Origin of the sequence: Campylobacter concisus (assembly GCF_015230015.1) — a bacterium.
GTDB lineage: Bacteria > Campylobacterota > Campylobacteria > Campylobacterales > Campylobacteraceae > Campylobacter_A > Campylobacter_A concisus_AF.
The window spans coordinates 37,308-60,402 of record NZ_JAAKZC010000013.1 but is presented as its reverse complement, the minus strand read 5'-3'; the positions used below and the strand labels follow the sequence as shown (position 1 = coordinate 60,402).

The window sequence follows — 23,095 nt, the reverse complement described above, 5'->3', positions numbered from 1 at the left end:
CTTGGTTGTCTTGGTTGTCTTGGTTGTCTTGGTTGTCTTGGTTGTCTTGGTTGTCTTGGTTGTCTTGGTTGTCTTGGTTGTCTTGGTTGTCTTGGTTGTCTTGGTTGTCTTGGTTGTCTTGGTTGTCGTCCCTCCGCTTTTTAAATTTTGCTCCAAATTTGCCAAATTTATCAAAATACTAAAAATAATATGCATAAATATATATAAAATATTTTGTATTCTTTACTTTTCTAGCTCAAATTTTTTTCTGAAAATTTAAGATAACGCCCAAATTTCGCTAAAAAGTTAAAATGGATTTAAAATGCTTTGGGATATAATTTGCGATAAATTTATCAAAAGGCTAAAGTGATGATAAAACAAATTTCTGGTTCACAGATGATAAGCGAAGCCTTGCACGAAGAGGGCGTTGAGATAGTTTTTGGCTATCCTGGCGGTGCAGCTTTAAATATCTACGACGAGACATATAAACAAACTTATTTTAAGCACGTCTTGGTTCGCCATGAGCAAGCAGCCGTTCACGCAGCAGACGGATACGCTAGGGTTAGCGGCAAAGTTGGCGTGGCTTTTGTAACAAGCGGTCCTGGCTTTACAAACGCAGTCACTGGCCTTGCCACAGCTTACAGCGACAGCATCCCAGTTGTGCTTATAAGTGGTCAAGTACCAACCTTTATGATCGGCACAGATGCCTTTCAAGAGATCGATGCAGTCGGTATTTCACGTCCATGTGTCAAGCACAACTTTTTAGTAAATAGCGTCGAGGAGCTGCCTCGCATCATAAAAGAGGCCTTTTACATCGCAAGATCAGGCCGCCCAGGACCAGTTCATATCGACATCCCAAAAAATATCACATCAAAGCTTGGCGACTTTGTATATCCAAAAGAAATTTCCATCCCAAGCTACAAGCCGACCTACAAAGGCAACCAAAAGCAGATAAAAAAGGCGGCAGCTGCGATAAATGAGGCCAAAAGACCGCTTTTATACATAGGTGGCGGCGCGATCGCGTCAAATGCAAGCGAGATCATCCGTAAATTTATGCAAAAAACGGGCATTCCAGCGGTTGAAACTCTAATGGCTCTTGGTGTGCTTGACGCAAAAGATGAGCTAAATTTAGGCATGGCTGGTATGCACGGCAGCTACGCTTCAAACATGGCTTTGAGTGAGTGCGACCTTCTCATTTCGCTTGGAGCTAGGTTTTGCGACAGGATCACTGGCAGAACGGACGAATTTGCAAAACACGCCAAGATCATCCACATCGACATCGACCCAAGCTCTATTTCAAAGATCATAAACGCCCATTTTCCAATAGTTGGCGACCTTACCAACGTGCTAACCGAGCTTTATGAAGAGGTAAAGAACGAACCTAAAAACTATGCACCTTGGAGAGAAATTTTAGATAGATATCAAAAGCTAAATCCACTTGGCTACACAGATAGCGACAAGGTCTTAAAGCCTCAATGGGTCGTTGAAGAGACTGCAAAGATAGTTGGCCCTGAGGCTATCATCGCAACTGACGTCGGTCAGCACCAGATGTGGGTGGCACAGTTTTATCCATTTAACCGCCCAAGACAGCTTGTCACAAGTGGTGGCCTTGGTACGATGGGATACGGCCTCCCTGCGGCGATCGGCGCAAAGTGTGCCAAGCCTGAGCATTTGGTTGTAAATTTCACAGGCGACGGCTCGATACTTATGAATATCCAAGAGCTAATGACTGCTTATGAGATAAATGTCCCTGTCATAAACATCATCTTAAACAACAACTTCCTTGGCATGGTGCGCCAGTGGCAGACATTTTTCTATGAGAAGCGCTACTCATCTACTGATCTTAGCTTGCAGCCTGATTTTGTAAAGATCGCTGAGGGATTTGGCGGCGTTGGCTTTGTATGCAAGAGCAAAGATGAGTTCAAAAAGGCGTTAAAAGAGGCGATCAAGAGTAAAAAATCAGCACTTATCGACGTGAGGATCGACCGCTTTGAGGACGTACTTCCTATGGTTCCAGCTGGGGCTGCGATTTATAATATGATATTAAAGAGCAAGGAAGAAAAATGAGCAGTATAAGAAGAACGATTTCAGTTATTGTATTAAACGAACACGGCGTTTTGGCTAGAATTTCTGGGCTTTTTGCGGGCAGAGGCTACAACATCGATACGCTCACGGTCGCTCCGATACCTGAGAGTAACTTCTCAAGGCTAAGCATCGTAACAAGCGGCGATGAGAGGGTTTTAGAGCAGATCGTAAAACAGCTTCACAAACTCATCCCAACATATAAAGTCATAGAAAGTGGCGAATTTGTCGAAAAAGAGATGGCACTTGTGAAAATTCCGCTTGGTGAAAATTTTGCTGGCCTTGAGGCGATACTAAAGTCATATAACGGCATCGTCACAAATACAAACGAAAACTACATTGTCGTCATGGTGGCTGACGATGCGAGCAGGATAGAGAGCTTTTTAAAGTCAATAAAGAAATTTAACCCAGTTGACGTCGTGCGCGGCGGATCTGTGATAATGGATATATGATGAAACTAAGTGAAATAGCCTTAAAAGTAAACGCTACTTTTAGCGGAGAAGACCTGGAAATTTTTGCTCTAAATTCATTAAAAAATGCAAATAAAGCTGAGCTAACATACTGCGACGGCGAGAAAAATGCTAAATTTATAGGTAGCTCAAACGCTGGAGCCATTTTGGTGACAAATGCGCTTTTAGACTTAGTGCCAGCTGGCATGGTAGCACTAGTCTGCGACAACCCACACCTTGCCTTTGCTATACTTAGCAAAGAGTACGCAAAGCCGCTATTTTGCGAGCCAAAGCCGTCAAATATCGCCGAGAGCGCAACTATCATGCCAAACGTCTACATCGGCTCAAACGTGAGCGTGGGCGAAAACACGATAGTGATGGCTGGGGCGTTTTTGGGCGATAACGTAAGCGTCGGCAAAAACTGCATCATCCATCCAAACGTCGTCATCTATAATGACTGCGTGGTGGGCAACGAGTGCCACCTGCTAGCAAACTGCGTCATCGGCAGTGACGGCTTTGGCTATGCGCATACAAAAACTGGCGAGCATGTGAAAATTTATCACAATGGCAATGTTGTTTTGGGCGATTTTGTCGAGATCGGCGCTTGCACGACGATAGATCGCGGCGTTTTTGAAAGCACGATGATAGCAAACTACACAAAGATAGACAACCTTGTTCAAATAGGTCACAACTGCGAACTTGGAAATGGCTGCCTCATCGTATCACAAACTGGACTTGCTGGCTCAACCATTTTAGGAAGAAATGTCGTAATGGGCGGACAAAGTGGCTCAGCTGGTCACGTAAGCGTTGGAGACTTCGCTCAGATCGCAGCACGCGGTGGCGTTAGCAAAGACCTGCCAGGTGGCAAAAAATATGCTGGAGCTTATCCGATAATGGAGCTTTCAGAGATGTTTAAAATCCAGGCTAAGATGATTAGATTTTTTAGAAAAAACTAAAAATTGCAATAACGTGGCGAGAAGATTATCATTAAGAAAAAATAACTTCAAATTTACTTGGCAGGTTGGATCAACTTGCCAAGCTTTCATATAAAATTTATACAAAAAACATCAAAAGAATAGGGTGATTTTGCTATTTAAAAATATGACTAAACGCCTAGAAATTTAGCAAGGGCAAAATAAAATATAGCCGATGAGATAGCAGCTGCAGGAAGTGTGATGAGCCAAGCTAGGATGATAGGTCTTACCATTTTCCAGTTTGCATTTTTATTTACGATACCAATGCCCAAAACAGCGCCTATTAGGATATGCGTAGAGCTTACCGGTATGCCAAGCTTTGTAGCTAGAAGTATGACGATACTTGAAGCAAGCTCGGCGCTAAAGCCAGTCGTAGGTAAAATTTCAGCTAGTTTTGAGCCGATAGTTGTGATCACTTCTTTGCCTAAAAACCAGAGTCCAACGACAAGCGAGATGCCAAAGGTTACCATTGCGATGCTTGGTATGGGTGAGCTTTCATTTATAGAGCCAGTTTTTAGCACGTCAAGTACGGCTGCAAATGGTCCAACTGCGTTTGCGATGTCGTTTGCGCCATGTGAAAAAGCAAAAGATGAAGCGGTAAAAATTTGAAACCATGAGAAAATTCTATTGATGCTCTTTTCGCTATCGTTTTTGCTCATGACGTTTATGATAGCAAGGCTTGCAAGATACGCTAGTGCGCCGATGACGAAGATGATCCAGACTGTTTGGATGATGCTAAAGGCTAAATTTATATGCTCTAGCCCTTTAAAAAGCATCATTGATGAGATGACCATTGCGGCAAATCCAGCGATGATCGGGATGTGCTTTTTCATAGCTTTAAAGGTATCTATCTCTTTTTCGCTATCTTTCATGATGCGAATTTTTGAGCGGTACTCGCTGTATTCAGTGGTTTCGATCTCGTCCTCATCGATAACTGCGATCTTTGAAAGAGTGGCTATCTGCTCCTCAGCTGGCTTTGTTTTGAGCGCTTTTATGAAGCTTTCTTTATAGGCTTTTCTCTCAGCTTTTAGCGCTTTTAAATTTGTCTTTAGCTCGTGCGTTGGCTCGATTATTTTGCTCTTTACGTAGCCAAATATAATATAAGACATCACGCCGCCAAGTAGTGGCGAGATGACCCAGCTAACGGCGATCCTGCCGATCTCACCCCAAGAGACCATATTAAGTGGCTCAGGATCTTTTATCATAAATCCCATAGCAAGTCCTGCACCAACGATGCCGCCAACTATCGAGTGAGTGGTCGAGACTGGCAAACCCTTTTTAGACGCATAAAATAGCCAAAGACCAGAGCTTAGAAGGGCTGAGATCATGATGATGACAAATTTCATAGGGTTTATGTCGCTTGGAAATTTCACGATCTCGTTTCTAATGGTATTTGTAACCTCAGATCCTGCGAATATCGCACCACTAAGCTCAAAAATGGCTGCGATGACGAGAGCTTGTTTTAGTGTGAGTGTTTTTGCGCCGACGCTTGTGCCAAAGCTGTTTGCAACGTCATTTCCGCCGATATTAAACGCCATAAAAAGACCAAACATACCAGCGATCAAGAATAAAAAGTAGTTATTTGCCGGGATGTATTGATAGCCCCAAACGAAAAATCCAACGCTGCAAATCGCAAAAATAACTAACGCCAAGAAGTTATCTCGAAGCAATCAAGCCCCCTTGTAAGAGTTTTTAGCAAAATTATATCTTGAAAATTATTAAAGTTTTTAGAATTTTCTCACTTTAAATGATACTAAATTATCATATGTTAGAATTTGGCAAAAATATTAAGGATAAATTTTGGTTATAGCGATCGATCTTGGCTCAAACACCTTTCGCGTGGCACTTATAAAAAAAGAGCAAAATGGCTTTAACAACGAGCAAATTTATGAAAAGATAGTTGGAGCTGCAAGGGGCTTAAACGAAAGTGGCAAGATAGGCGAAGAGGCTAAAAATAGGCTCTTTGTTGCGATAGCGGAGGCTAAAAGCAAATTTGACTTTGCTAAATTTAAATGTGTGGCAGTTGCGACTGAAGCTTTTAGAGTGGCATCAAATAGCGAAGAAATTTTTAGTGAGATAAGAGAGAAATTTGGCATAAATTTTCATATCATTGATGGGCAAGCTGAAGCAAAACTTACATTTTTAGGCGTGCAAAATGCCTTAAAAAAGCTTGGCATAAATGATAAATTTAGCCTGATCGACATCGGCGGTGCAAGCTCCGAGATAGGCGAAGAGGGGAAATTTATAAGCTTTAAATTTGGCATCATTACCTTTTACGAGAGGTTTAAAACGCTTGATCTGATGCAAGAAAATGCAAAAATTTATACAAAAGAGGCAAGTGAATTTCTAACAAGTCTTGACAATAGACTTATTGTTCTAACTTCTGGCGTGCCGACCACCATCGCAGCACTAAAGCTTGGGCTAAACTACGAGAGTTATGATCCAAAAAAAGTGAGTGGATATGAGCTTAAAAATGGCGATCTTGCTTGGTTTGTAAATGAGCTTTTAAAGATGGATGACAAAAGCGCTGACGTGGCGGTTGGAAGAAGCAGAAAGTATCCGCTCATCGCTGGGACACTGCTCTTAAAAGAGCTACTAAGCGGGCAAGAAGCGAAATTTATAGTAATAGACGATGGGCTTAGAGAGGGCGTTGGAGCAGCTTATTTAAAAGGCATATTTCAAGAAATTATCACAAAATTTTAGTTATGATTTCAAAAATTTAAAGGAGAGAAAATGAGTATAAGAGAGCAAATTTTAGCTGATATAAAAGAGGCTATGAAGGCAAAAGATGAGTTTAAAAGGGACACTTTAAGAACACTAAATGCGGCACTTAAGCAAGTAGAAGTCGATCAAAGGATCGAGATGACCGACGAGGTCGTGCTTCCGCTACTTCAAAAAGAGATCAAAAAGAGGGCTGACTCGGTTGAGCTCTATTTAAAGGGAGCAAGAGAGGATCTAGCCAAAAAAGAGCAAAGCGAGATCGAGCTAATCAAAGCATATTTGCCAGCTCAGCTAAGTGATGATGAGCTAAAAGAGAAGATCAAAAGTATCATCGAAAAGGTTGGTAAAAATTTAGGTGCTGTAATGAAAATGGCAAAAGATGAGATCGGAGCGAGCGCTGAAGCAAAACGCATAAGCATGATCGCAAAAGAGCTTTTGGGTTAAATTTTTAATACACTTTCTCAAAGCCTGTGCGTTAAATTTAATGTGCAGGCTTTAAAACTATTTTATTATTAAATTTGAGAGCTATAAATTTTTTAAATTTGGGTTAGGGTGGTTTGCTAAATTTAAATTTATATTTTAAAGCAGGGGTTTAATTTAATCTTTAGTTTTAAAACCAACAATAAAACATTATAGATTTTAAATTTGAAAAAATAAGGAAGTAAAATTTAAAGTAGAAACTTGGCTAAATTTGAGCTTCTTTTCTCGCTATAAATAGCAAAATCCAAAAACAATTTTTCTTGCAAACTCTAAATTTGCTTGGCACTGTCCTCAAAGTGCCAGATGTTATGGTGGTAAAGGGCGCATTTTAAAGCTTTGTCGCAAAAAATGGAGACTTTAAAAAGCAGAATTTATGAAGTCTAGCTAAATTTTAACCTTGTTTTGTAGTGAAAAATTCGTAAATTTAAAAACAAAATCTCTTAAATTTACAGACTTTTATAAAATATCCATCCAAAAACAAATCTAGATAAATTTTTAGCCTTGTTTTATAGCTACTTTTCTTACCAAAAGAGGTAAATTTTAAAAATCACTAAAATTGCAAAATACACTTGCAAGCACAATAGAAAATAGAATTTGATATATAAATTTAAAAAGCTAGACCCAATGCGAGTCTAGCAAATTTGAAGTTATTTTGAAGCGACCATTTCGTTGTATGAGTTAAATATCTCTCTGCTAAGATCTTCAAGCTTTCTAAACTCAGTGACAAAATGTTTTAAATTTTTCTCGTTATAGCCCTTGCCAGCTTCTGTCAATATGGCTTTGATGTTTTTGTTAAACTCATCCACTAAATGGCGTGATTTTTCATAAATTTTAGTGTGACTAAAGCTCTTTGCGCACTCATTTTCATACCATGCTACAAGATCATCTGCATCTTTTGCTATATCATCGCTGTAACCTTGCTCATTTACAGTGTCTGAATAAACGCCCACTTTATAGACAATGATAGCTATCTTTGCGATGATGCCAAAGGTCTTGTCTTCTACATATTTTGACCTTTGGGCTGTCTCTTTTGCATTTTGGTTAAAGCTAGCTAAAGTTTGTTTGAAATTTTCAACATTTGCTGTGGCGATCTTTGAAATTTCATCTATTTTTTTAGAATTTTCATCTATATCTTTGGCTTCTTGCTGAAGTGTTTGGATATTTACGCCGATCTCGTGTGTTGCTTTTTGGGTATTTTCAGCTAATTTTCTAACCTCATCAGCAACAACTGCAAAGCCACGTCCATGCTCACCTGCACGTGCTGCTTCAATGGCTGCGTTTAGAGCTAGTAAATTTGTCTGCTCAGCTATATCTTTTATCAAATTTACAACCGAAGTGATATCGTCTGTTCTACTATTTAGCGTGCTTATGGCGTGACTTGAGCCCTCTATCAGCTCCTCAAGTGAGCTCATATTTACGCTTAGCTCATTAATGCTTTGCGTCGTATCCTCAGCGATTCTAGCCGTATCTTTTGCCATGAGTGCCATTTGGCTAAGGTTTTTGATACTCTCATTTAGATCGTTTCTAACATCTTCTATGCCGTCGTTGCCATTGCCAAGTGTGTCAAGCTCTTTTGAAAGCAGACCTCTTACTTTACTTTTGTGACTATCTTTTATGCCAGTTACGCCATTACTCATAGAAATGGCATTTTGTTTAAATATACCGCGAAATCCCTCTGTAAAGATATTTCTATATGTTAGTCCGCTTTGAGCAGCGTCTATTGAGGTTGAAATTTCTCTTTGAAGTGCCTCAACTTGATCAAGCAAGTCATTTATACCAAGTGCTACTTCATAAAGTGGGTCATTTTCTTTTACATTTACTATCCTAGGCTCCAAGATGCCGTTTCTAGCTGAGCCTACCACGCTTAAAATTTCATTTATAGAGTCAAGTTTTTTTCCAAACATCATTATAGCCTTTGTAGGTTATTTATAAATTCATCATAACTTATATTTTTTTCTTTTAAAAATTCAGTTAAAAATTTCATCGAAGCATCCATGCCACCGCTCTTTTCTACCGATAATAACTTTTGATATATAGGCTCTATCACCTCGATCGCCTTTGGATTTGGCTTGCGTCTAACTGAGTAGTAGCCAACTGGATTATTTTGCACATCAAGCGAAGTTGTGATATTTGCAAAGACCCAGTAATATCCACCATCAAAGCTTTTGTTTTTAACATAAGCAAAAATTTCTTCTTTATTTTTTATGCGCTCCCAAAGTAGCTTGAAAACAGCTCTTGGCATATCTGGGTGTCTTATTATGTTATGAGGCTTACCCAAGACTTCAGCTTGTTTAGCTCCAACTATCTTTAAAAATGGCTCGTTACAATATGTAATACGTCCTTTTAAGTCAGTCTTTGAGACCAAAAAGGCGCTCTCTTCGACCATGTGTTCTTTGTTTTCAGACATCTTCTCTCCTTTAAGATTTTAATTATTTTAGTTTTTAACGGCTTTTGATAGATCCCACATCGGCAAAAATATACCAAGAGCTAGTAAAAGCACCATGCCCGCTATAAAAACGAGTAAGATAGGCTCAATATAGTTTGAGATGTTATCAATAATATCGTTAAATTTCATCCTGTAATAGTCAGTTACTTTTTGCGTCATATCGTCTAAGCTACCACTTTGCTCGCCAGCGCTTATCATCTGTATGAGCATATTTTCATATAAATTTGTATCTCTAAAGGCTTCTGTTAGGCTAACACCCCTACCAACAAGTATCTTAACGCCGCTTAGCTTCTTTTTGATATCCTTGTTTGAGACCGTTATCACAGCCGTATCAAGGGCATCTGCTATAGGCAAACCAGCTCGAACAAGCTCTGTAAAGATGAGGTTAAACCTGCTCATATTCGAATAAAATATGATCTTACCAATGAGATAGACTTTCAAAAGGTATTTATCGACTTTATCTTGAAATTCTTCACTATCAAGGTAGTATTTTCTAAGCAAATATCCGATAAATGCAAGCGCACCAAGGATATAAAAGCCGTAGTTCGTCATGACGTATTCGATATTTAGTAAAATTTTAGTTGGCAGTGGCAACTCTGCATTTAACTGCTCAAAAATTTCTCTAAACTGCGGCACAACAAGTATCATAAGGATGACAAAGGCTATGATGATCGCGCAGATGACAGTTATCGGATAGCGGATGGCTTTTTTAAATTTTTGCTGATTATCCCAGACTTCTTGCAAGATAGAGGCAAGCTTTGCAAGCGCGTCAGCCATATTACCAGTGCTCTCGCCAAGTCTTATCATCGCTAGCGTCACGTCGCCTAGCTCTTCTTTGAAATTTTCTATACTATTTGTGAGGCTTGAGCCTTGATTTAGCTCCTCATCTATGGTTTGAAATATAAATTTCAGGCGCTTATCCTCAGTAGAGTTTGCAACCTCTTTAATGCTATCGTGGATAGAAATTCCAGCATTTGTCATAACGCTAAGCTGTCTTATGGTGGCAACTAAATTTGGGATTTTGACCTTTGGATTAGTAAAAGCCTTTGCGATCACATTTTGTAAATTTTCAAAGTTATTTATGCTAGAAGTTTGCGTCTCTTTGATCTTTACGATCATGCCAGTGACATTTGCTTTATCTTTGATCTCGCTTTTATTGTTCGCTCTTAGGCTCATCTTATGGCGTTTGCCGTTTTGGATGTACTCAACCTCAAAGTATTTCATATCTTAGCAACCCTATAAACTTCTTCAAGCGTGGTTATGCCATTTGCCGCTCTTATGACACCATCATGAAACATATCTATAAAGCCCTCTTCGTAAGCTACGCTTTTAAGCTCATCTTTAGAAGCGCCATTTGCAACCATACTTGCTATATGATCACTAATAGGTAAAATTTCACTTATCATTTCACGTCCCAAGTATCCTGTTTGTGAGCATTGCGGACATCCGACACTTTTGTAAAACTGATAGTTTTCAGGGACAAATTTTTTAACCTCGTCAAATGCCTTTTGAGATAGAGTGATCTTTTGTTTGCAGTGCGGGCAGAGCTTTCTAACTAGCCTTTGAGCCTCTATGCAAACGAGCGCGCCACTTACTAGATAAGGCTCGATGCCCATATCTATCATACGAGGAAGTGCGCTTATGGCATCATTTGTGTGAAGCGTAGAAAAGACAAGGTGACCAGTAAGTGCCGCTTGTATCGCTATGCGAAGCGTCTCTTGATCCCTGATCTCGCCTATCATTATGACGTCTGGATCTTGCCTCAAGATAGAGCGAAGAGCTGAGACAAAGGTAAGTCCAGCCTTTTCATTTACATGCACTTGTTGGATCATATTTAGCTGGTATTCGACCGGGTCTTCAACTGTGATGATCTTAGTTTTTACGCTTTTTATATCATTTAGCGCGCCGTAAAGTGTCGTTGTCTTACCTGAGCCTGTTGGACCAGTGACTAGAATGATACCATAAGGCGCTTTCATGCTCTTTTTAAATTTGGCAAAGTTATCTGGGTGCATGCCAAGATCTTCTAAATTTATAATAACCTTTGACTTATCCAAAATCCTTAAAACTATACTTTCGCCATTTAAGATAGGTAGCGTCGAGATACGAAAATCATACTCTTTGTCTAAAATTTGAGCTGAAAATCTACCATCTTGTGGGCGGCGACGCTCTGCGATGTCCATGTTTGAAAGTAGCTTCATACGGCTAACCATCGGCGGATAGATATCTTTATCAAATATAAATGTCTCACTTAGCATGCCATCGATCCTGCTTCTTACGATGCAGTTTGTCTCGGTTGGCTCGATGTGGATGTCGCTGGCTCTGCTTTGGATAGATGTTTTTAAGATGATCTCGATTAGCTTTAAAATTCCAGAGTTTTCACTGTTTTGCCCTTGGCTAGCCGAGCTTGAAAGCTCTCTTCTGATCTCTGTTATCACATCTTTTATGCTCTCATTTAGTGCTAGCTTGCTTATATATTTTTCTATCTGAGTTGGCTGAGCGATGGCAACTTTTAGCAGTTTTCTATTAAATAAATTTTGCACCTTATCTTGAGCCATAACGTCAAATGGATTTTTAAAAGCGACATATACACTTATCTCATCTTCTTTTACTGGGATCGCGCTATATGTCTTTAGCTGAGCGGTGCTTAGCTTTTCGCTGATGCGGTAGTCGATGTCGATATCATCAAGATCAAAGTATAAAACCTTAAATTTCTCGCTTATAAATTTAACAAAAGCCTTGATATCAAGCTCAAGGTCGTTTGAAATTTCATCGATATTTACATGCCCTCTCCTATAAATATCAGACAAAATTTCCATAAAGTCATCGTCATTTAGTAAATTTTCATCTCTTAAAATTTTAACAAGGCCTTTGCCTTCTTGCTCGCTTATCTGCTTTATCTTTTCTATATCTGATGTGCTTAGTTTGCCGTTTTGTTCTATATTTTTTAAGATTACATTTTCTACATTTTTCATTATCTATACTCTATTTGTGATTTCAGGTCGTTATTTTTAAAAATTTTAAGCACAAGCTTTGGTATTTGCCCATTTGTTGGGCTTATCTCATATCTTGTATCAGAATTTGGCTCTTCAAAGATAAATGTACCAAGCTCTTCGACATACTCTTTTTTTACAAATTTATCAAACAAAAATGAAAGTATATAATCACTCTTTGGAAGCCTGATATAGCTTATATCAACGCCATCTATCATAGCGTGAAATAAGAGCTTTTTCTTAAATAAGATGTCAGCAAAATAGGCAGCATTTTCTCTTGATTTTTCGCTCTTTACTAGCTTATCGATCGGAGTTGCTAGCCTGTTTAGATCATTCATCTTTATGCAAGCGATGCCAAACATAGAAATTTGCTCTTCGTTATTTTGTGTTTTTAAAAAGTCCTCAACCTTTTGGTTGCAGACTTTTGCGTAGTTTGCGCTGTTAAAGTCATCCCTAATCTCAGTTAGACTAACAGCAAAAACTTCACAAACAAAAACAAAAAAAATAGCAAAAAATTTCATAATGTTCCACTTTTTATCTTATTTATAAGCTCATTTATCGAAGCTTTGTTTAAGTTTTTATTATACTCCCTTAGAGCTTTTACGGCATCATCGCTTTGTTTTAGCTTATATTTTGACTTTGCAAAGATGATCCACGACTCCTCTAAGCTATTATCTATATCGTTCGCAGCAAGCGACCACTTTATAGCTTCTTTGAAATTATTATTTCTAAAATTTAATCTCGCAAGCTCAAGTGCAATAGTTGGATTATTTGTCTTTAAAAATTGTTCTCTTAGCACGCTCTCTTCATTAGATGCTGAAGTTACTTGTATATTTACACGCTTTCTAGCTGGTTTTGACTCAAGATCTATCACTTCATCTTGTGGCACGCTTATGCCATTTTGTTCGGTAAGTGGCTCTTCATCAGGGATGTTTAGCTTAAGCCAGCCTTGTGAACTTCTTTGCTTTTTTGGGTCATTTTTTGAAGTATCATTTGTTTCGTTTGTCTTTACAACCTCTTCAAGCTTTTTAGCTATCTTATCAGCTAGTTCGTCTTGCTTTTTACCCTCTTCAAATTTAGCCTTAGCGACCTCACTCTTTTGCTTTAGCTCACTAAGAACGCTTACATTTGTCTCATTTTTTTCTACCATTTTTGCTATAGTTGCGTTTTTGGCTAAAACTTTATCGCTTTTACTAGCAAGACTTGGAGCTTTTTCTAAACTTAGCGCTATCAGTGCAGCCAGCAAAATAATGATAAGCAAAAGCTCGATGATTAAAATTTTAGAATTTTTGGCATTAAAAATTTTATGCAAAAAGCCACCATTTTTTTTCTTGTAGCTCTCATAGAGCTTTTCTAATCTTTGAATTTCTTGTGGTTCAAGCATCAATTAGCCCCGCATCAAGTGCAGCCATGGTAAGTATCATGATATTTGCCTTATCACCGCTAAGTTTTGAAGGCTGATACTGCTCGTAGTATTCGCAAATTTCATAGAATTTATACATTATCTTATTTAGCGTTCTTAAATTTCCACCGCAAAATGAGTAAGCGCACTCGTAGTCTTTTTTGTCAAATTTAAGGTATTTATCATAGTTTTTTTGGCTAAGCTTTCTTTGCAAGTATATGATGATCTCATTTACATCAGCGCTGCTTAGCTCGATGCTCTCCCAAATTCTAGTTTGAAAATAATCTTTTGCCAAAATATCTTCATTTTCAGTTTTATGTATCGTAAAGAGAAATTTAAACATCCTAGTATCGGCCATAAGCCTTATTTTCTCAATAAGCTCGGTCGGATAGAGCTGCGCTTCATCTAGGATAACCGTCATTTGATTTTTTAAAATTTCATCTTTACTACTAAAGTCTTTTGAATAAAATTTTATAAAGCTCTCAAAGTTATTTATATCTTCCAGCTTTTTTCCATAAATTTGCTCACAAAGCGCCTCGATAAATGTCGCCTCGCTAAAAAATGGATGCGGGAAAAAGATGAGGCTTTTATCTTCTTTTAGATCATTTGCGATCTTGTTTAGCAAAAAAGTCTTGCCGCTACCTGGCTTACCATAAAACAAGATAAGCTTTAGTGGCTTTTTTAAAGCTAAAACTATCTTGTTGTAGCAGCTTATAGAGTTGTCTAAATTTACGAAATTTAAACTCTCGTCTTCATCTATGAAAACATCTTTTATATGTGTATAAATATTTTCGTTACTCATAGATCGATTTAGAAAATCCCAGATCTTTTAGCGACTGCTGCACTGGTTTTGGATCTTCAAGATCAACAACTCTTGGCGTGATGACAAAGATAAGCTCAGTAGTTTTTACGCCATCTCTTGTGCTTTTAAAGACACTTCCTATCAAAGGTATGTCAGCAAGAAGTGGCACAGCCGTGTTTTGCTTATTTTTAGTCTGTCCGATAAGCCCACCAAGTATGATTGTATCACCGCTATTTACCTGAACGACTGTTGAGAGTTTTTTCTGAACTGTATCAGGAGCAATCTCTCTAATGGCTGTATTTTGTGATCTTGTGTCATCTTCTGCATACTTAAAACTACTTAAACTAGGGTTTATACGAAGCATAATTTTGTTGTTATCTGAAACTTCTGGAAGTAAATTTAACAAGATACCGATAAATACAGAGTATTGCTTGTAAGTCGTTGTAAGCCTGTTATTATTATTATTATTGCTACCATTATCTGTCTCTTCCATTACGCGGTAATTTATATTATCGCCCACAGAAATTAGCGCCTGTTGGTTGTTTAGGGTAGTTACTTTTGGACTCGAAACGACCTTTGTTTTACCATTTGTTTCAAGGAAATTTATCATACCATCAAGGCTAAAGTTTAGATTTGCAGCAATATTTAATGTGCGGCCAAAGCCATCGCTTAAGCTATTTCCTTTGTTTGTCCAGCTTGCACTAGAGCTATTGCCAGTACCTGTGTTGCCAATATATGAGTTAAATCCAAGCTCAAATTTACTCCAATCAACACCTTGTTTATACTCATTATTTAGATCAACTGCTATGATAGAAACGTCGATGATGACTTGTTTTTTAAGCCTTCTTTGCATCTCAGCTATGTATTTTTCCACACGTTTTAATTGCGACGGAGTAGCTGTAACTGTGATAAGTCCAGCATTTTGGTTTATAATAGGATCTGGTGCTGTGATGTGCTCGCTACTATTGTTTAAGATAGCTTTTAGCTCAGCGTCAAGCTTCTCCCAAAAGTCAAATTTCTCAGTTGTTCTTATCAAGTTATTTTCATTTTTTATATCGCTAGAGCCATTATCACTACTTGAGCTACTACCAACTTCTGACGGAGAGGCATCAACTGAAGCTTTTGTGATGGCTGTGCCTTCACGGATAGAGGTTATATAGTCTATTTTAAAAATTTTTGTTTGAAGCGATGAGATTTTTAAGACATTGTTTGAAAACTCATAGCTTAAATTTTTCTCATTTAAAAGCAGATCAAAGACCTCACTTAGGCTCATATTTCTTATATTCACGCCAAAGACTTTATCATCAAGCTCTTTTTTGCTATAAGCATCTTTTGCAACGATACTAAAATCACACATTTCAGAGAGCTGATTTAAAACATCGCCAAGACTTATATCGTCTGTGATCTTCATACTAAAATTTTTACTCAAGCATGTGCTTGGTTTTGCCATTATAGGAGTAGCTAAAAATGAAGCTAACGCCACAGTTATAATAAATTTACTTAATTTTGATACCAACATTTTTACTTCCATTTTTAAGAGTTAGTTCTTGTTTTTCACCATCTTTTACGATGATAACCTTGCTATTTTGAACACTTGTGATATTGTAATCATCAATCATATCTCCCACTTTATACCACTTGCCATTTATATTTGCTTTATTTAGCAAAATGGCCTTTAGCATAAGCCCCCTTGCAGAAGAGTATTTTGTAGTGTTTTGATCGCCTTTTGGAGCAACTGGCAAATTTAGCTTGAAAGGATCTTGCAAGCTAGAAATTTCACCGCTATTAAGCCCTTTTCTTTGCTCTTTTATCTTAACAAAAACTTCATCATAGTTTTTCATCTCGCCTTCAAACTCACTGCCAAATAGGCTTAGAGCTAAAATTAAAAATAAACCAAATTTTTTCATCAGTACTTCATACCCCACACAGAGATAGAGAGCTTAGCTCCTAGATCTTTTTGAGTGGAATTTATATCCATTTTGTGAAGATCTACTACGAGTTTTGACTCTTCAAGTCCGTTTATATAGCTAAGCATATCTTTAAAATTTCCAAGGCAAGTGACATCTATATTTAAAATTTGCTCTATCTTTTGGAAATTTGGCTCTTTTATATCACTTTTAAGCTCTAAAATTTTTATATTATTTTGTTTTGCCAAAAGCACGATGCTATCTATATAGTTTGCCCAGTTTTGATTGTCAAAAAGCAAAAATGAAAGCTCTTTAAGCTTTGAGTCAAAATAGGTATTAAATTTCAAAATATTCGTGTAGCGAAGTTTTAGATTGCTTAAATTTCTATTTTCTTCGTTTATCTTAAAATTTCTATCGCCATCAGGAGAGCTCACTGAGGCTAGATAATTTCTAGTGTTTTCTAGCTTTGTAGAAATTCTCGTATGTTTATCAAGCTTTTCGTCAAAGAAATTTTGCGCAGGATCAAAGCATAGCATATAGACAAGATAAGCTATGATAAGCGCTGAGCCAAGAAAAATGAGGTTTGTTTCGTTTGGCTTTTTGCTATCAAAGTATTGATCTATTTTGCTCAAAATATCTTGTCTCATTGTCTAATCTCTATGCTTATATTACTTTCATACTCGTGTTTAGCGTCATCTGAACGAATTTTTTTAGTATTTACCAAGTATTTTTCATCTTTGCTGATATCTTTGATCAACTGGGTTATCCTTTTTTCATTATCGCTAACTGCAGTTATAGTCAAATTTCTATCGTTATTTACGATGTTTGTGATATGAACTGCGTTTAGATTTAAAATATCGGTAATTTTAAAAAGATTTAAACCCTTCATAGCGTAATTATCTTTTTTATTTTCGATCTCAGCAAGCAGACCTTTTCTGAAATTTAGCTTTTCATTCTCTTTTTGAGTCTGTTCTTTTACCGCCTCTTGTTCTCTTGAAATTTTAGCTAGCGTCTCTTTTATCTGCATCTCTTGTGCGTTTAGGACGCTATATTCATCATTTAGTCTTGCGCTATCTTTTTCTAAAACAAGACCAGCTATGTAGTTGTAAGCTGGATATAACATACTTAGCGCAAATGCCGCAGCGCAAGTGAGCAAGAATTTGCCACTTTTTCTTTTGACAAATGGATCTGGACGAAGCATATTTGAGAGGTTAAAATTCTCATAAAATGGCTCTTTGGTATAAAATCTACCAAATAAAGCCATAACGTTATAACGCTCGTTTATGGTATAGTTTTTGTTGTTTATCGCAACTTTTATATTTATATACTCTGCATCCAAACCAAGTTTGGTAGAGATGAAATTTGCAAAATTTTTGATCTCATAGTCACAATCTATGTAAATTTTCTTTATAGATATGCCATTTTGGCTATTTATAATGTTTAAAATATCGTTAAAGTAAAAGATATAATCTTCAAAAACTGTGTTTAGATCGTAGTTAAAGCCATCATCATCTTTATTTACAAGTCCTCTTTGAGATAAAACTTCGAGAAATTTATCATCGCTTAGGCGGTCGCCGCTTTGCTCTAAGAATTTATCTTTGAGATAGTTTAGGTTATAGCGAATTTCTCTTGCAGTAAAAAAATCACCATCTAAATATATGCTTAAAAATGATTCATCTTTTCTAAGCGCTATAAAGCAGTCTGCTTGCGTGCTAGGCAACAAGCCTTTTTTATAAATAGCAGAGTAGATCAAAGGTTCAGGCGCAAGGTAGTCGATATATGGGACCTTTTTTGCAACTGCTTTAAAGATCGAATTTATATCTTCATTTGTGATAGCAAAAACAGTAAAAATTCTCTCTTGAGCTTTTGTAGTGCCTTCTGAGAAAAATATCTTATTATCAAGCGCAGGATCTAGCGAAAGCTCCGCATAGGCCTTTGAATAAAGCTCCTCATATAGGGCGTCGTTATCAACACTTCTAGGGATAAAAAATGTTGTTGTTTTTAAGTCTTTAAATTTTATATATGAGATAAAAAAGTCGCGTTTATTGACTGTTTTTGAAAAGTTAAAAGCTTCTACATTGCTGTTGTGATAACGAAATCCTTTATAGTCATACGGATCTAGCGCAACTATAGAAATTTCACTATTTTTTTTAATATTCATCATGAATCAAAAAACCTTCCTAAACGCTTATATTGGGTATTTTAATATCTTTAAAATAAAAAATCAATAGCCGATTATCTGATTTAGGCTCTTTTCTTCTTTGCTCCAGCCTTTTTTAACGACTACATCGAGCTTTAGAAAGACCTTTGTGTTTGTTAAATTTTGTATTAACTTTCTTGCAAAAATTCCTATTCTTTTAATAGTTTCACCATTTTTCCCGATGATCATACTTTTGTGGATGTCACGCTCCGTGATGATGCTCGCATAAATTTCAGTGATACCTGTTTTTTCTTTTACGCTTTTTATGATCGCATCGCTAAGATATGGGATCTCATCGCTTAAATTTTCATAGATCGCTTCAAGTATAAATTCTCTAAAAATTTCTTTTTCATTTGTTGGTGTGAGAAATTCTGGATCATAAAAGTACTCATGCTCTGGCAAAAGCTTGCAAATTTCATCAAGAAGCGGCTTTTTATAGGTAGCCTGCTTGGTGCTAAAAGTAAGAAGTGCTGCAAATTTATCTTGAAATTTCTGGTACTGAGTGATCTTTTCAAGTACTTTAGCATTTGAGCTCTCATCGACTTTTGTTAGCACTAAGATGTGTGGTTTTTCAGGATTTAGAGCTAGAAATTTCTCGTAGTCGCTTGTATCATCATGGATAGGCGCTAAAAATACGATGAGATCGCAGTCTCCCATCGATTTTATAGCTTGGTTTATTAGTAGTTGATTTATCGCCTTGTTGCTCTCGTGAAGCCCTGGCGTGTCGGTAAAGATGATCTGATCTTTGCCGTTCATAACTATGCCATTTATCTTTCTGCGAGTTGCGTTTTGCTTGTGCGAGACAATGGCGATCTTTTCATTCAACAATGCATTTAAAAACGAGCTTTTGCCAGCATTTGTGCGTCCTATGATGCTAACAAAGCCTGATTTCAAAGTATATACCTCGCTAGATCTTGATCCTCAACCACGTCTTTTAGGCGCTCTTTTACGAGCTCTTTTGTGACATTTATCTTTTCGCCGCTCTTTTCGCTAGCCTCAAAGCTGATATCTTCTATCACGCGCTCGATCACCGTGTGAAGGCGTCTAGCACCGATGTCTTCCATCTTTTCATTTGCTGCGTGAGCGATCCTTGCTATCTCTTTTATCGCTTCATCGTCAAATTCTAGCTCGACATTTTCAGTTGAAAGAAGTGCGATATATTGTTTTAAAAGCGAATTTTTTGGCTGGGTTAAAATTTGATAAAGCGCGTCCTCATCAAGACTATCAAGCTCGACCCTTAGTGGGAAACGGCCTTGAAGCTCTGGGATGAGATCACTTGGTTTGCTTATGTGAAAGGCGCCAGCTGCGATAAATAAAATGTGATCTGTCTTTAAATTTCCAAATTTAGTATTTACATTCGAGCCCTCAACGATAGGTAGCAAGTCTCTTTGCACACCTTCTTTGCTAGGATCTTGCCTGTTTGAGCTACCTGAGCCAACAGCGACCTTATCGATCTCGTCTATAAAGATGATGCCCTCGTTTTCAGCTCTTCTTAAAGCCTCAGTTTTTACGCTCTCAAGGTCTAAAATTTTATCATTTGCCTCGCTTTGAAGGGCTTTTTTAGCGTCTTTTACCTTCATCTCTTTTTTGATGTTCTTGCCACCGATGCCAATTATCTTTATAAAGCTCTCTTGCATCTGTGCCATGTCAGGTGGCACGTTTGAGCCAGATTCAAGTGGGTTTTGCTGCACCTCGATCTCGATACTTAGCTCGTCAAGCTCGCCGTTTCTTAGCCTATTTAGCATCTTGTCATAGCTCTTAGCATACTCTGCTTGCTTCTCTTCACTTGCACCTTTTGGAAGTGGCGGAAGTAGCTTTGAGACGATCTTTTCTTCGATGTAGGCATTTATCTTGTCTTGGTTTTTCTCGCTTTGCTCGTTTTTTACGAGATTATATGATGCCATTGCAAGGTCTCTTACCATACTTTCAACGTCGCGACCAACAAAGCCAACCTCGGTATATTTGCTAGCCTCAACCTTTATAAAAGGTAGCCCCATCATCTTTGAAAGACGCCTTGCGATCTCGGTTTTACCAACGCCAGTTGAGCCGATCATCAAGATATTTTTTGGCATGATGTCATCTTGCAAGCTCTTTTCAAGCTTCATACGGCGATAGCGGTTGCGAAGCGCGATCGCTATGATCTTTTTGGCGTCCTTTTGACCGATCACATAGTCATCTAAAAATTTAACAATTTCTCTTGGTGTTAAGTTCATTTTCTCTCTTATTCTAAAACATAAGTTTTGATGTTTGTATTTGTATAGATGCAAATTTCGCCGGCGATCTTTAGGCTCTCTTTGACTAGCTCCTCTTCGTCGATATCGGCAAATTTATCTAGGGCACGAGCCGCTGAAAGTGCGTAGTTTCCACCACTTCCGATAGCTGCTATCTTGCCATCTTCAGGTTCTACTACATCCCCAGTGCCACTAAGTAAGAAAATTTTATCCCTATCAAGCACAAGCATCATCGCTTCAAGCTTTCTTAGATACTTGTCTTTGCGCCACTCTTTGCTAAATTCTATCACCGCCTTTAGCAAGTCACCCTTTGTATGCTCTAAATTTTTCTCAAACATATCAAAGAGATTAAACGCGTCAGCAGTACTGCCAGCAAAGCCAGCTAGGACTTTGCCGTTGTGAATTTTGCGAATTTTTACGGCATTGCCCTTTAAGACGGTGTTGCCAAAGCTAACCTGTCCATCACCGCCGATGACCGCTTTATTTTTGCCTTTGTAGGCTAAGATGGTTGTCGCATGAAACATCTACTCTCCTTGCACATCAACCTTTAAGGTCGCATTTATCGAGTGACCAAGCTTTATAGAGACATCATAAAGACCAACTGCTTTTAGGTGTGTATCCAGATCGATAGCCTTTTTCTCAACTACCAAATGATGTGTCTTTTCAAGCTCTGCTGCGATCTCCTCTTTTGAAACTGAGCCAAAGAGCGAGCCATTTGCACCAAGAGTTTTCTTAACGACGACTGTCACTTTTGCAAGCTCTTCTTTTAGTTTTTCTAAATTTGCGATCTCATATTTTAGCTCTTCAGCCTTTCTCTTTTGAGCTGCTTCGTATTGACGAAGGACATCTGGAGTGGCTGCTTTTGCAAAGCCTTTGCCGATTAAAAAGTTGTTGCCATAGCCATCTTTTACCTCTTTTATCTCGCCAGCTTTTCCAAGTCCTTTTACATCTTTTATTAATAATACTTTCATTTTTGTCCTTTTAAATTTTATTTTTAGTCAAATTTTCGCCCATTTTTGCGTGCGATGATGAAGCGAAGCGCATTTAGTTTGATAAATCCAGCTGCATCTTTTTGATCATAAACGCTGTCTTCTTCAAATGTGCAGTACGCCTCGCTAAAGAGATTATCATCTTTGCTGTTTCTACCAAGGATAGTCACATTGCCTTTATAAAGCTCAACTTTTACAGAGCCATTTACGTGCTCTTGGCTCTTGTCGATGAGAGCTTGGAGCATATTTCGCTCAGGTGACCACCAGTATCCGTTGTAAATTAGTTCTGCGTATCTTGGCATGATCTCATCTTTTAAGTGAGCTGCGCCGCGATCTAGCGTGATGCTCTCTATCGCACGATGCGCTTTTAGCATTATAGTGCCACCTGGAGTTTCGTAGCAGCCGCGGCTCTTCATACCAACTGAGCGGTTTTCTACGATGTCAAGTCTGCCGATGCCGTGTTTTGCGCCAAGGCGGTTTAGCTCGGTTAAAATTTCAGCTGGGCTCATTTTTTTGCCGTTTATACTAACTGGATCGCCTTTTTCATAGCCGATCTCGATGATCTCACTCTTATCTGGAGCATCTTTTGGGCTTACTGTCCATCTCCACATATCATCTTCTGGTGCATGGCTTGGGTCTTCAAGCACTAGACCTTCGTAGCTTATGTGAAGTAAATTTGCGTCCATTGAGTATGGGCTTTTGCCTGGTTTTTTGGTTATATCTATGCCGTTTTTCTCAGCGTATGCTAAGAGCTTTTCGCGGCTGTTTAGATCCCACTCGCGCCATGGAGCGATGATAGTTAGATTATCGCCAAGTGCGTAGTAGCCAAGCTCAAAGCGAACTTGGTCGTTGCCTTTACCTGTTGCTCCGTGGCTCACACCATCAGCACCAACAAGTCTTGCGATCTCGCTTTGGCGTTTTGCTATTAGCGGGCGCGCGATCGATGTGCCAAGCAGATATTCGCCCTCATAGATGGCATTTGCTCTAAACATTGGAAATACATAATCACGCACAAATTCTTCTCTTAAATCTTCTATAAAAATATTTTCAGGTTTTACGCCAAGTGCTAATGCTTTTTTGCGTGCAGGCTCTAGCTCTTCGCCTTGACCTATGTCAGCTGTAAATGTGACTACTTCGCATTTATATTCGTCTTGGAGCCACTTTAAAATAATACTTGTGTCAAGTCCGCCTGAGTATGCTAAAACAACTTTTTTTACATCTTTTTTCATAGCTGTCCTTTTGTTGAAATGGTCGTATTTTAGCCTAAATTGATTAATTTTTAATAAACTAAGCTAATTTATAATGTAAGTATTTTTTAAAATTTAAAGGTCAAATTTCACTTTGTAGAGCGCTTAGAAAAATATTATTATAAATCTTGATAATTAATATTAGTTTTATTTATACTCTGTTAAATTTAGGACGTTTTTTAAATTTAACAAAAGG

At 38.0% G+C, this 23,095-nt stretch carries 22 protein-coding genes and 1 pseudogene; 5 read left to right on the top strand and 18 right to left on the bottom strand.

The features are described 5' to 3' along the window. Window positions 1-195 (bottom strand): hypothetical protein (locus G6W42_RS07670; protein ID WP_194173554.1); only part of this gene is annotated, 195 nt, incomplete at its 3' end. Window positions 196-351: 156 nt separating this feature from the next. On the opposite strand from G6W42_RS07670, the gene G6W42_RS07665 reads away from it, so the two are divergent. From G6W42_RS07665 to lpxD, 3 genes are read left to right on the top strand one after another with little or no spacing between them, the layout of a single operon-like run. Further along, window positions 352-2,046: an acetolactate synthase large subunit gene (locus G6W42_RS07665; protein WP_346010468.1), complete on the top strand. Its 1,695-nt coding sequence runs from the start codon at window positions 352-354 to the stop codon at window positions 2,044-2,046. Window positions 2,047-2,051: 5 nt separating this feature from the next. Beyond that, window positions 2,052-2,513, top strand: coding sequence for an acetolactate synthase small subunit (gene ilvN, locus G6W42_RS07660; protein WP_223154204.1), 462 nt, complete (start codon window positions 2,052-2,054; stop codon window positions 2,511-2,513). After that, a complete protein-coding gene (gene lpxD / locus G6W42_RS07655; protein ID WP_194173552.1) occupies window positions 2,513-3,466 on the top strand; it encodes a UDP-3-O-(3-hydroxymyristoyl)glucosamine N-acyltransferase in 954 nt (317 codons plus the stop codon). Before ilvN ends, lpxD begins: the two co-directional genes overlap by 1 nt. 149 nt (window positions 3,467-3,615) lie before the next feature. Here the strand turns inward: lpxD and G6W42_RS07650 are convergent, their stop codons facing one another. Then, the gene (locus G6W42_RS07650; protein WP_103615305.1) at window positions 3,616-5,154 is read right to left on the bottom strand and encodes an inorganic phosphate transporter; all 1,539 of its coding nucleotides are present in this window, start codon (window positions 5,152-5,154) and stop codon (window positions 3,616-3,618) included. Window positions 5,155-5,284: 130 nt separating this feature from the next. Between G6W42_RS07650 and G6W42_RS07645 the strand changes: the two genes are divergently transcribed. Further along, entirely contained in the window at window positions 5,285-6,187 is a 903-nt protein-coding gene (locus G6W42_RS07645; protein WP_194173551.1) for a disulfide bond formation protein DsbA, read from the top strand. A gap of 30 nt (window positions 6,188-6,217) precedes the next feature. Further along, a complete protein-coding gene (locus tag G6W42_RS07640) occupies window positions 6,218-6,649 on the top strand; it encodes a GatB/YqeY domain-containing protein (RefSeq protein ID WP_103586352.1) in 432 nt (143 codons plus the stop codon). A 683-nt stretch (window positions 6,650-7,332) separates the two neighbouring features. Here the strand turns inward: G6W42_RS07640 and G6W42_RS10855 are convergent. From G6W42_RS10855 to G6W42_RS07560, 16 genes and pseudogenes are all read right to left on the bottom strand, one after another. Further along, window positions 7,333-8,040: pseudogene (locus G6W42_RS10855) on the bottom strand (methyl-accepting chemotaxis protein); the annotation flags it as partial. Window positions 8,041-8,591: 551 nt separating this feature from the next. Next, a complete protein-coding gene (locus G6W42_RS07630; protein ID WP_012001752.1) occupies window positions 8,592-9,092 on the bottom strand; it encodes a PAS domain-containing protein in 501 nt (166 codons plus the stop codon). A gap of 27 nt (window positions 9,093-9,119) precedes the next feature. Then, window positions 9,120-10,355: a type II secretion system F family protein gene (locus G6W42_RS07625; RefSeq protein WP_194173550.1), complete on the bottom strand. Its 1,236-nt coding sequence runs from the start codon at window positions 10,353-10,355 to the stop codon at window positions 9,120-9,122. After that, window positions 10,352-12,103 (bottom strand): GspE/PulE family protein, encoded by a 1,752-nt coding sequence (locus G6W42_RS07620; protein ID WP_103558076.1) that lies wholly within the window; start codon window positions 12,101-12,103, stop codon window positions 10,352-10,354. The genes G6W42_RS07625 and G6W42_RS07620 overlap by 4 nt, the downstream gene beginning before the upstream one ends. Then, window positions 12,103-12,642: a hypothetical protein gene (locus G6W42_RS07615; protein ID WP_021092328.1), complete on the bottom strand. Its 540-nt coding sequence runs from the start codon at window positions 12,640-12,642 to the stop codon at window positions 12,103-12,105. The genes G6W42_RS07620 and G6W42_RS07615 overlap by 1 nt, the downstream gene beginning before the upstream one ends. After that, on the bottom strand, window positions 12,639-13,505 hold the full coding sequence (locus G6W42_RS07610; protein ID WP_194173549.1) for a CDC27 family protein: 867 nt from the start codon (window positions 13,503-13,505) through the stop codon (window positions 12,639-12,641). Before G6W42_RS07610 ends, G6W42_RS07615 begins: the two co-directional genes overlap by 4 nt. Further along, window positions 13,498-14,325, bottom strand: coding sequence for an ATP-binding protein (locus G6W42_RS07605; RefSeq protein ID WP_103558079.1), 828 nt, complete (start codon window positions 14,323-14,325; stop codon window positions 13,498-13,500). The genes G6W42_RS07610 and G6W42_RS07605 overlap by 8 nt, the downstream gene beginning before the upstream one ends. After that, on the bottom strand, window positions 14,318-15,844 hold the full coding sequence (mshL, locus tag G6W42_RS07600) for a pilus (MSHA type) biogenesis protein MshL (protein ID WP_194173548.1): 1,527 nt from the start codon (window positions 15,842-15,844) through the stop codon (window positions 14,318-14,320). Before mshL ends, G6W42_RS07605 begins: the two co-directional genes overlap by 8 nt. Beyond that, on the bottom strand, window positions 15,822-16,232 hold the full coding sequence (locus G6W42_RS07595; protein WP_194173547.1) for a hypothetical protein: 411 nt from the start codon (window positions 16,230-16,232) through the stop codon (window positions 15,822-15,824). Before G6W42_RS07595 ends, mshL begins: the two co-directional genes overlap by 23 nt. Beyond that, window positions 16,232-16,879 carry a hypothetical protein gene (locus G6W42_RS07590; RefSeq protein WP_012001744.1) on the bottom strand — a complete coding sequence of 216 codons (648 nt, stop codon included), beginning with the start codon at window positions 16,877-16,879 and terminating at the stop codon, window positions 16,232-16,234. The genes G6W42_RS07595 and G6W42_RS07590 overlap by 1 nt, the downstream gene beginning before the upstream one ends. Next, window positions 16,876-18,396 carry a C4-dicarboxylate ABC transporter gene (locus G6W42_RS07585; protein ID WP_194170469.1) on the bottom strand — a complete coding sequence of 507 codons (1,521 nt, stop codon included), beginning with the start codon at window positions 18,394-18,396 and terminating at the stop codon, window positions 16,876-16,878. Before G6W42_RS07585 ends, G6W42_RS07590 begins: the two co-directional genes overlap by 4 nt. A gap of 60 nt (window positions 18,397-18,456) precedes the next feature. Further along, the gene (gene era, locus G6W42_RS07580; RefSeq protein WP_194170468.1) at window positions 18,457-19,326 is read right to left on the bottom strand and encodes a GTPase Era; all 870 of its coding nucleotides are present in this window, start codon (window positions 19,324-19,326) and stop codon (window positions 18,457-18,459) included. Beyond that, window positions 19,323-20,645: an HslU--HslV peptidase ATPase subunit gene (hslU, locus tag G6W42_RS07575; RefSeq protein WP_194173546.1), complete on the bottom strand. Its 1,323-nt coding sequence runs from the start codon at window positions 20,643-20,645 to the stop codon at window positions 19,323-19,325. Before hslU ends, era begins: the two co-directional genes overlap by 4 nt. 8 nt (window positions 20,646-20,653) lie before the next feature. Next, a complete protein-coding gene (gene hslV, locus G6W42_RS07570; protein ID WP_002940451.1) occupies window positions 20,654-21,187 on the bottom strand; it encodes an ATP-dependent protease subunit HslV in 534 nt (177 codons plus the stop codon). Beyond that, a complete protein-coding gene (rplI, locus tag G6W42_RS07565) occupies window positions 21,188-21,634 on the bottom strand; it encodes a 50S ribosomal protein L9 (protein WP_009293837.1) in 447 nt (148 codons plus the stop codon). It abuts the gene before it with no gap. A gap of 23 nt (window positions 21,635-21,657) precedes the next feature. After that, a complete protein-coding gene (locus G6W42_RS07560) occupies window positions 21,658-22,881 on the bottom strand; it encodes an argininosuccinate synthase (RefSeq protein WP_194173545.1) in 1,224 nt (407 codons plus the stop codon). Between the last annotated feature and the right edge of the window lie 214 nt (window positions 22,882-23,095).

Coding starts and splice junctions, on each gene's coding strand:
- G6W42_RS07605 (WP_103558079.1), bottom strand. CDS start 14,325: ATGAGTAACGAAAATATTTATACACATATAAAAGATGTTTTCATAGAT.
- lpxD (WP_194173552.1), top strand. CDS start 2,513: ATGAAACTAAGTGAAATAGCCTTAAAAGTAAACGCTACTTTTAGCGGA.
- G6W42_RS07610 (WP_194173549.1), bottom strand. CDS start 13,505: ATGCTTGAACCACAAGAAATTCAAAGATTAGAAAAGCTCTATGAGAGC.
- G6W42_RS07595 (WP_194173547.1), bottom strand. CDS start 16,232: ATGAAAAAATTTGGTTTATTTTTAATTTTAGCTCTAAGCCTATTTGGC.
- G6W42_RS07585 (WP_194170469.1), bottom strand. CDS start 18,396: ATGATGAATATTAAAAAAAATAGTGAAATTTCTATAGTTGCGCTAGAT.
- hslU (WP_194173546.1), bottom strand. CDS start 20,645: ATGAACTTAACACCAAGAGAAATTGTTAAATTTTTAGATGACTATGTG.
- G6W42_RS07620 (WP_103558076.1), bottom strand. CDS start 12,103: ATGAAAAATGTAGAAAATGTAATCTTAAAAAATATAGAACAAAACGGC.
- G6W42_RS07560 (WP_194173545.1), bottom strand. CDS start 22,881: ATGAAAAAAGATGTAAAAAAAGTTGTTTTAGCATACTCAGGCGGACTT.
- G6W42_RS07615 (WP_021092328.1), bottom strand. CDS start 12,642: ATGAAATTTTTTGCTATTTTTTTTGTTTTTGTTTGTGAAGTTTTTGCT.
- G6W42_RS07625 (WP_194173550.1), bottom strand. CDS start 10,355: ATGAAATACTTTGAGGTTGAGTACATCCAAAACGGCAAACGCCATAAG.
- mshL (WP_194173548.1), bottom strand. CDS start 15,844: ATGTTGGTATCAAAATTAAGTAAATTTATTATAACTGTGGCGTTAGCT.
- G6W42_RS07590 (WP_012001744.1), bottom strand. CDS start 16,879: ATGAGACAAGATATTTTGAGCAAAATAGATCAATACTTTGATAGCAAA.
- hslV (WP_002940451.1), bottom strand. CDS start 21,187: ATGTTTCATGCGACAACCATCTTAGCCTACAAAGGCAAAAATAAAGCG.
- rplI (WP_009293837.1), bottom strand. CDS start 21,634: ATGAAAGTATTATTAATAAAAGATGTAAAAGGACTTGGAAAAGCTGGC.
- G6W42_RS07640 (WP_103586352.1), top strand. CDS start 6,218: ATGAGTATAAGAGAGCAAATTTTAGCTGATATAAAAGAGGCTATGAAG.
- G6W42_RS07630 (WP_012001752.1), bottom strand. CDS start 9,092: ATGTCTGAAAACAAAGAACACATGGTCGAAGAGAGCGCCTTTTTGGTC.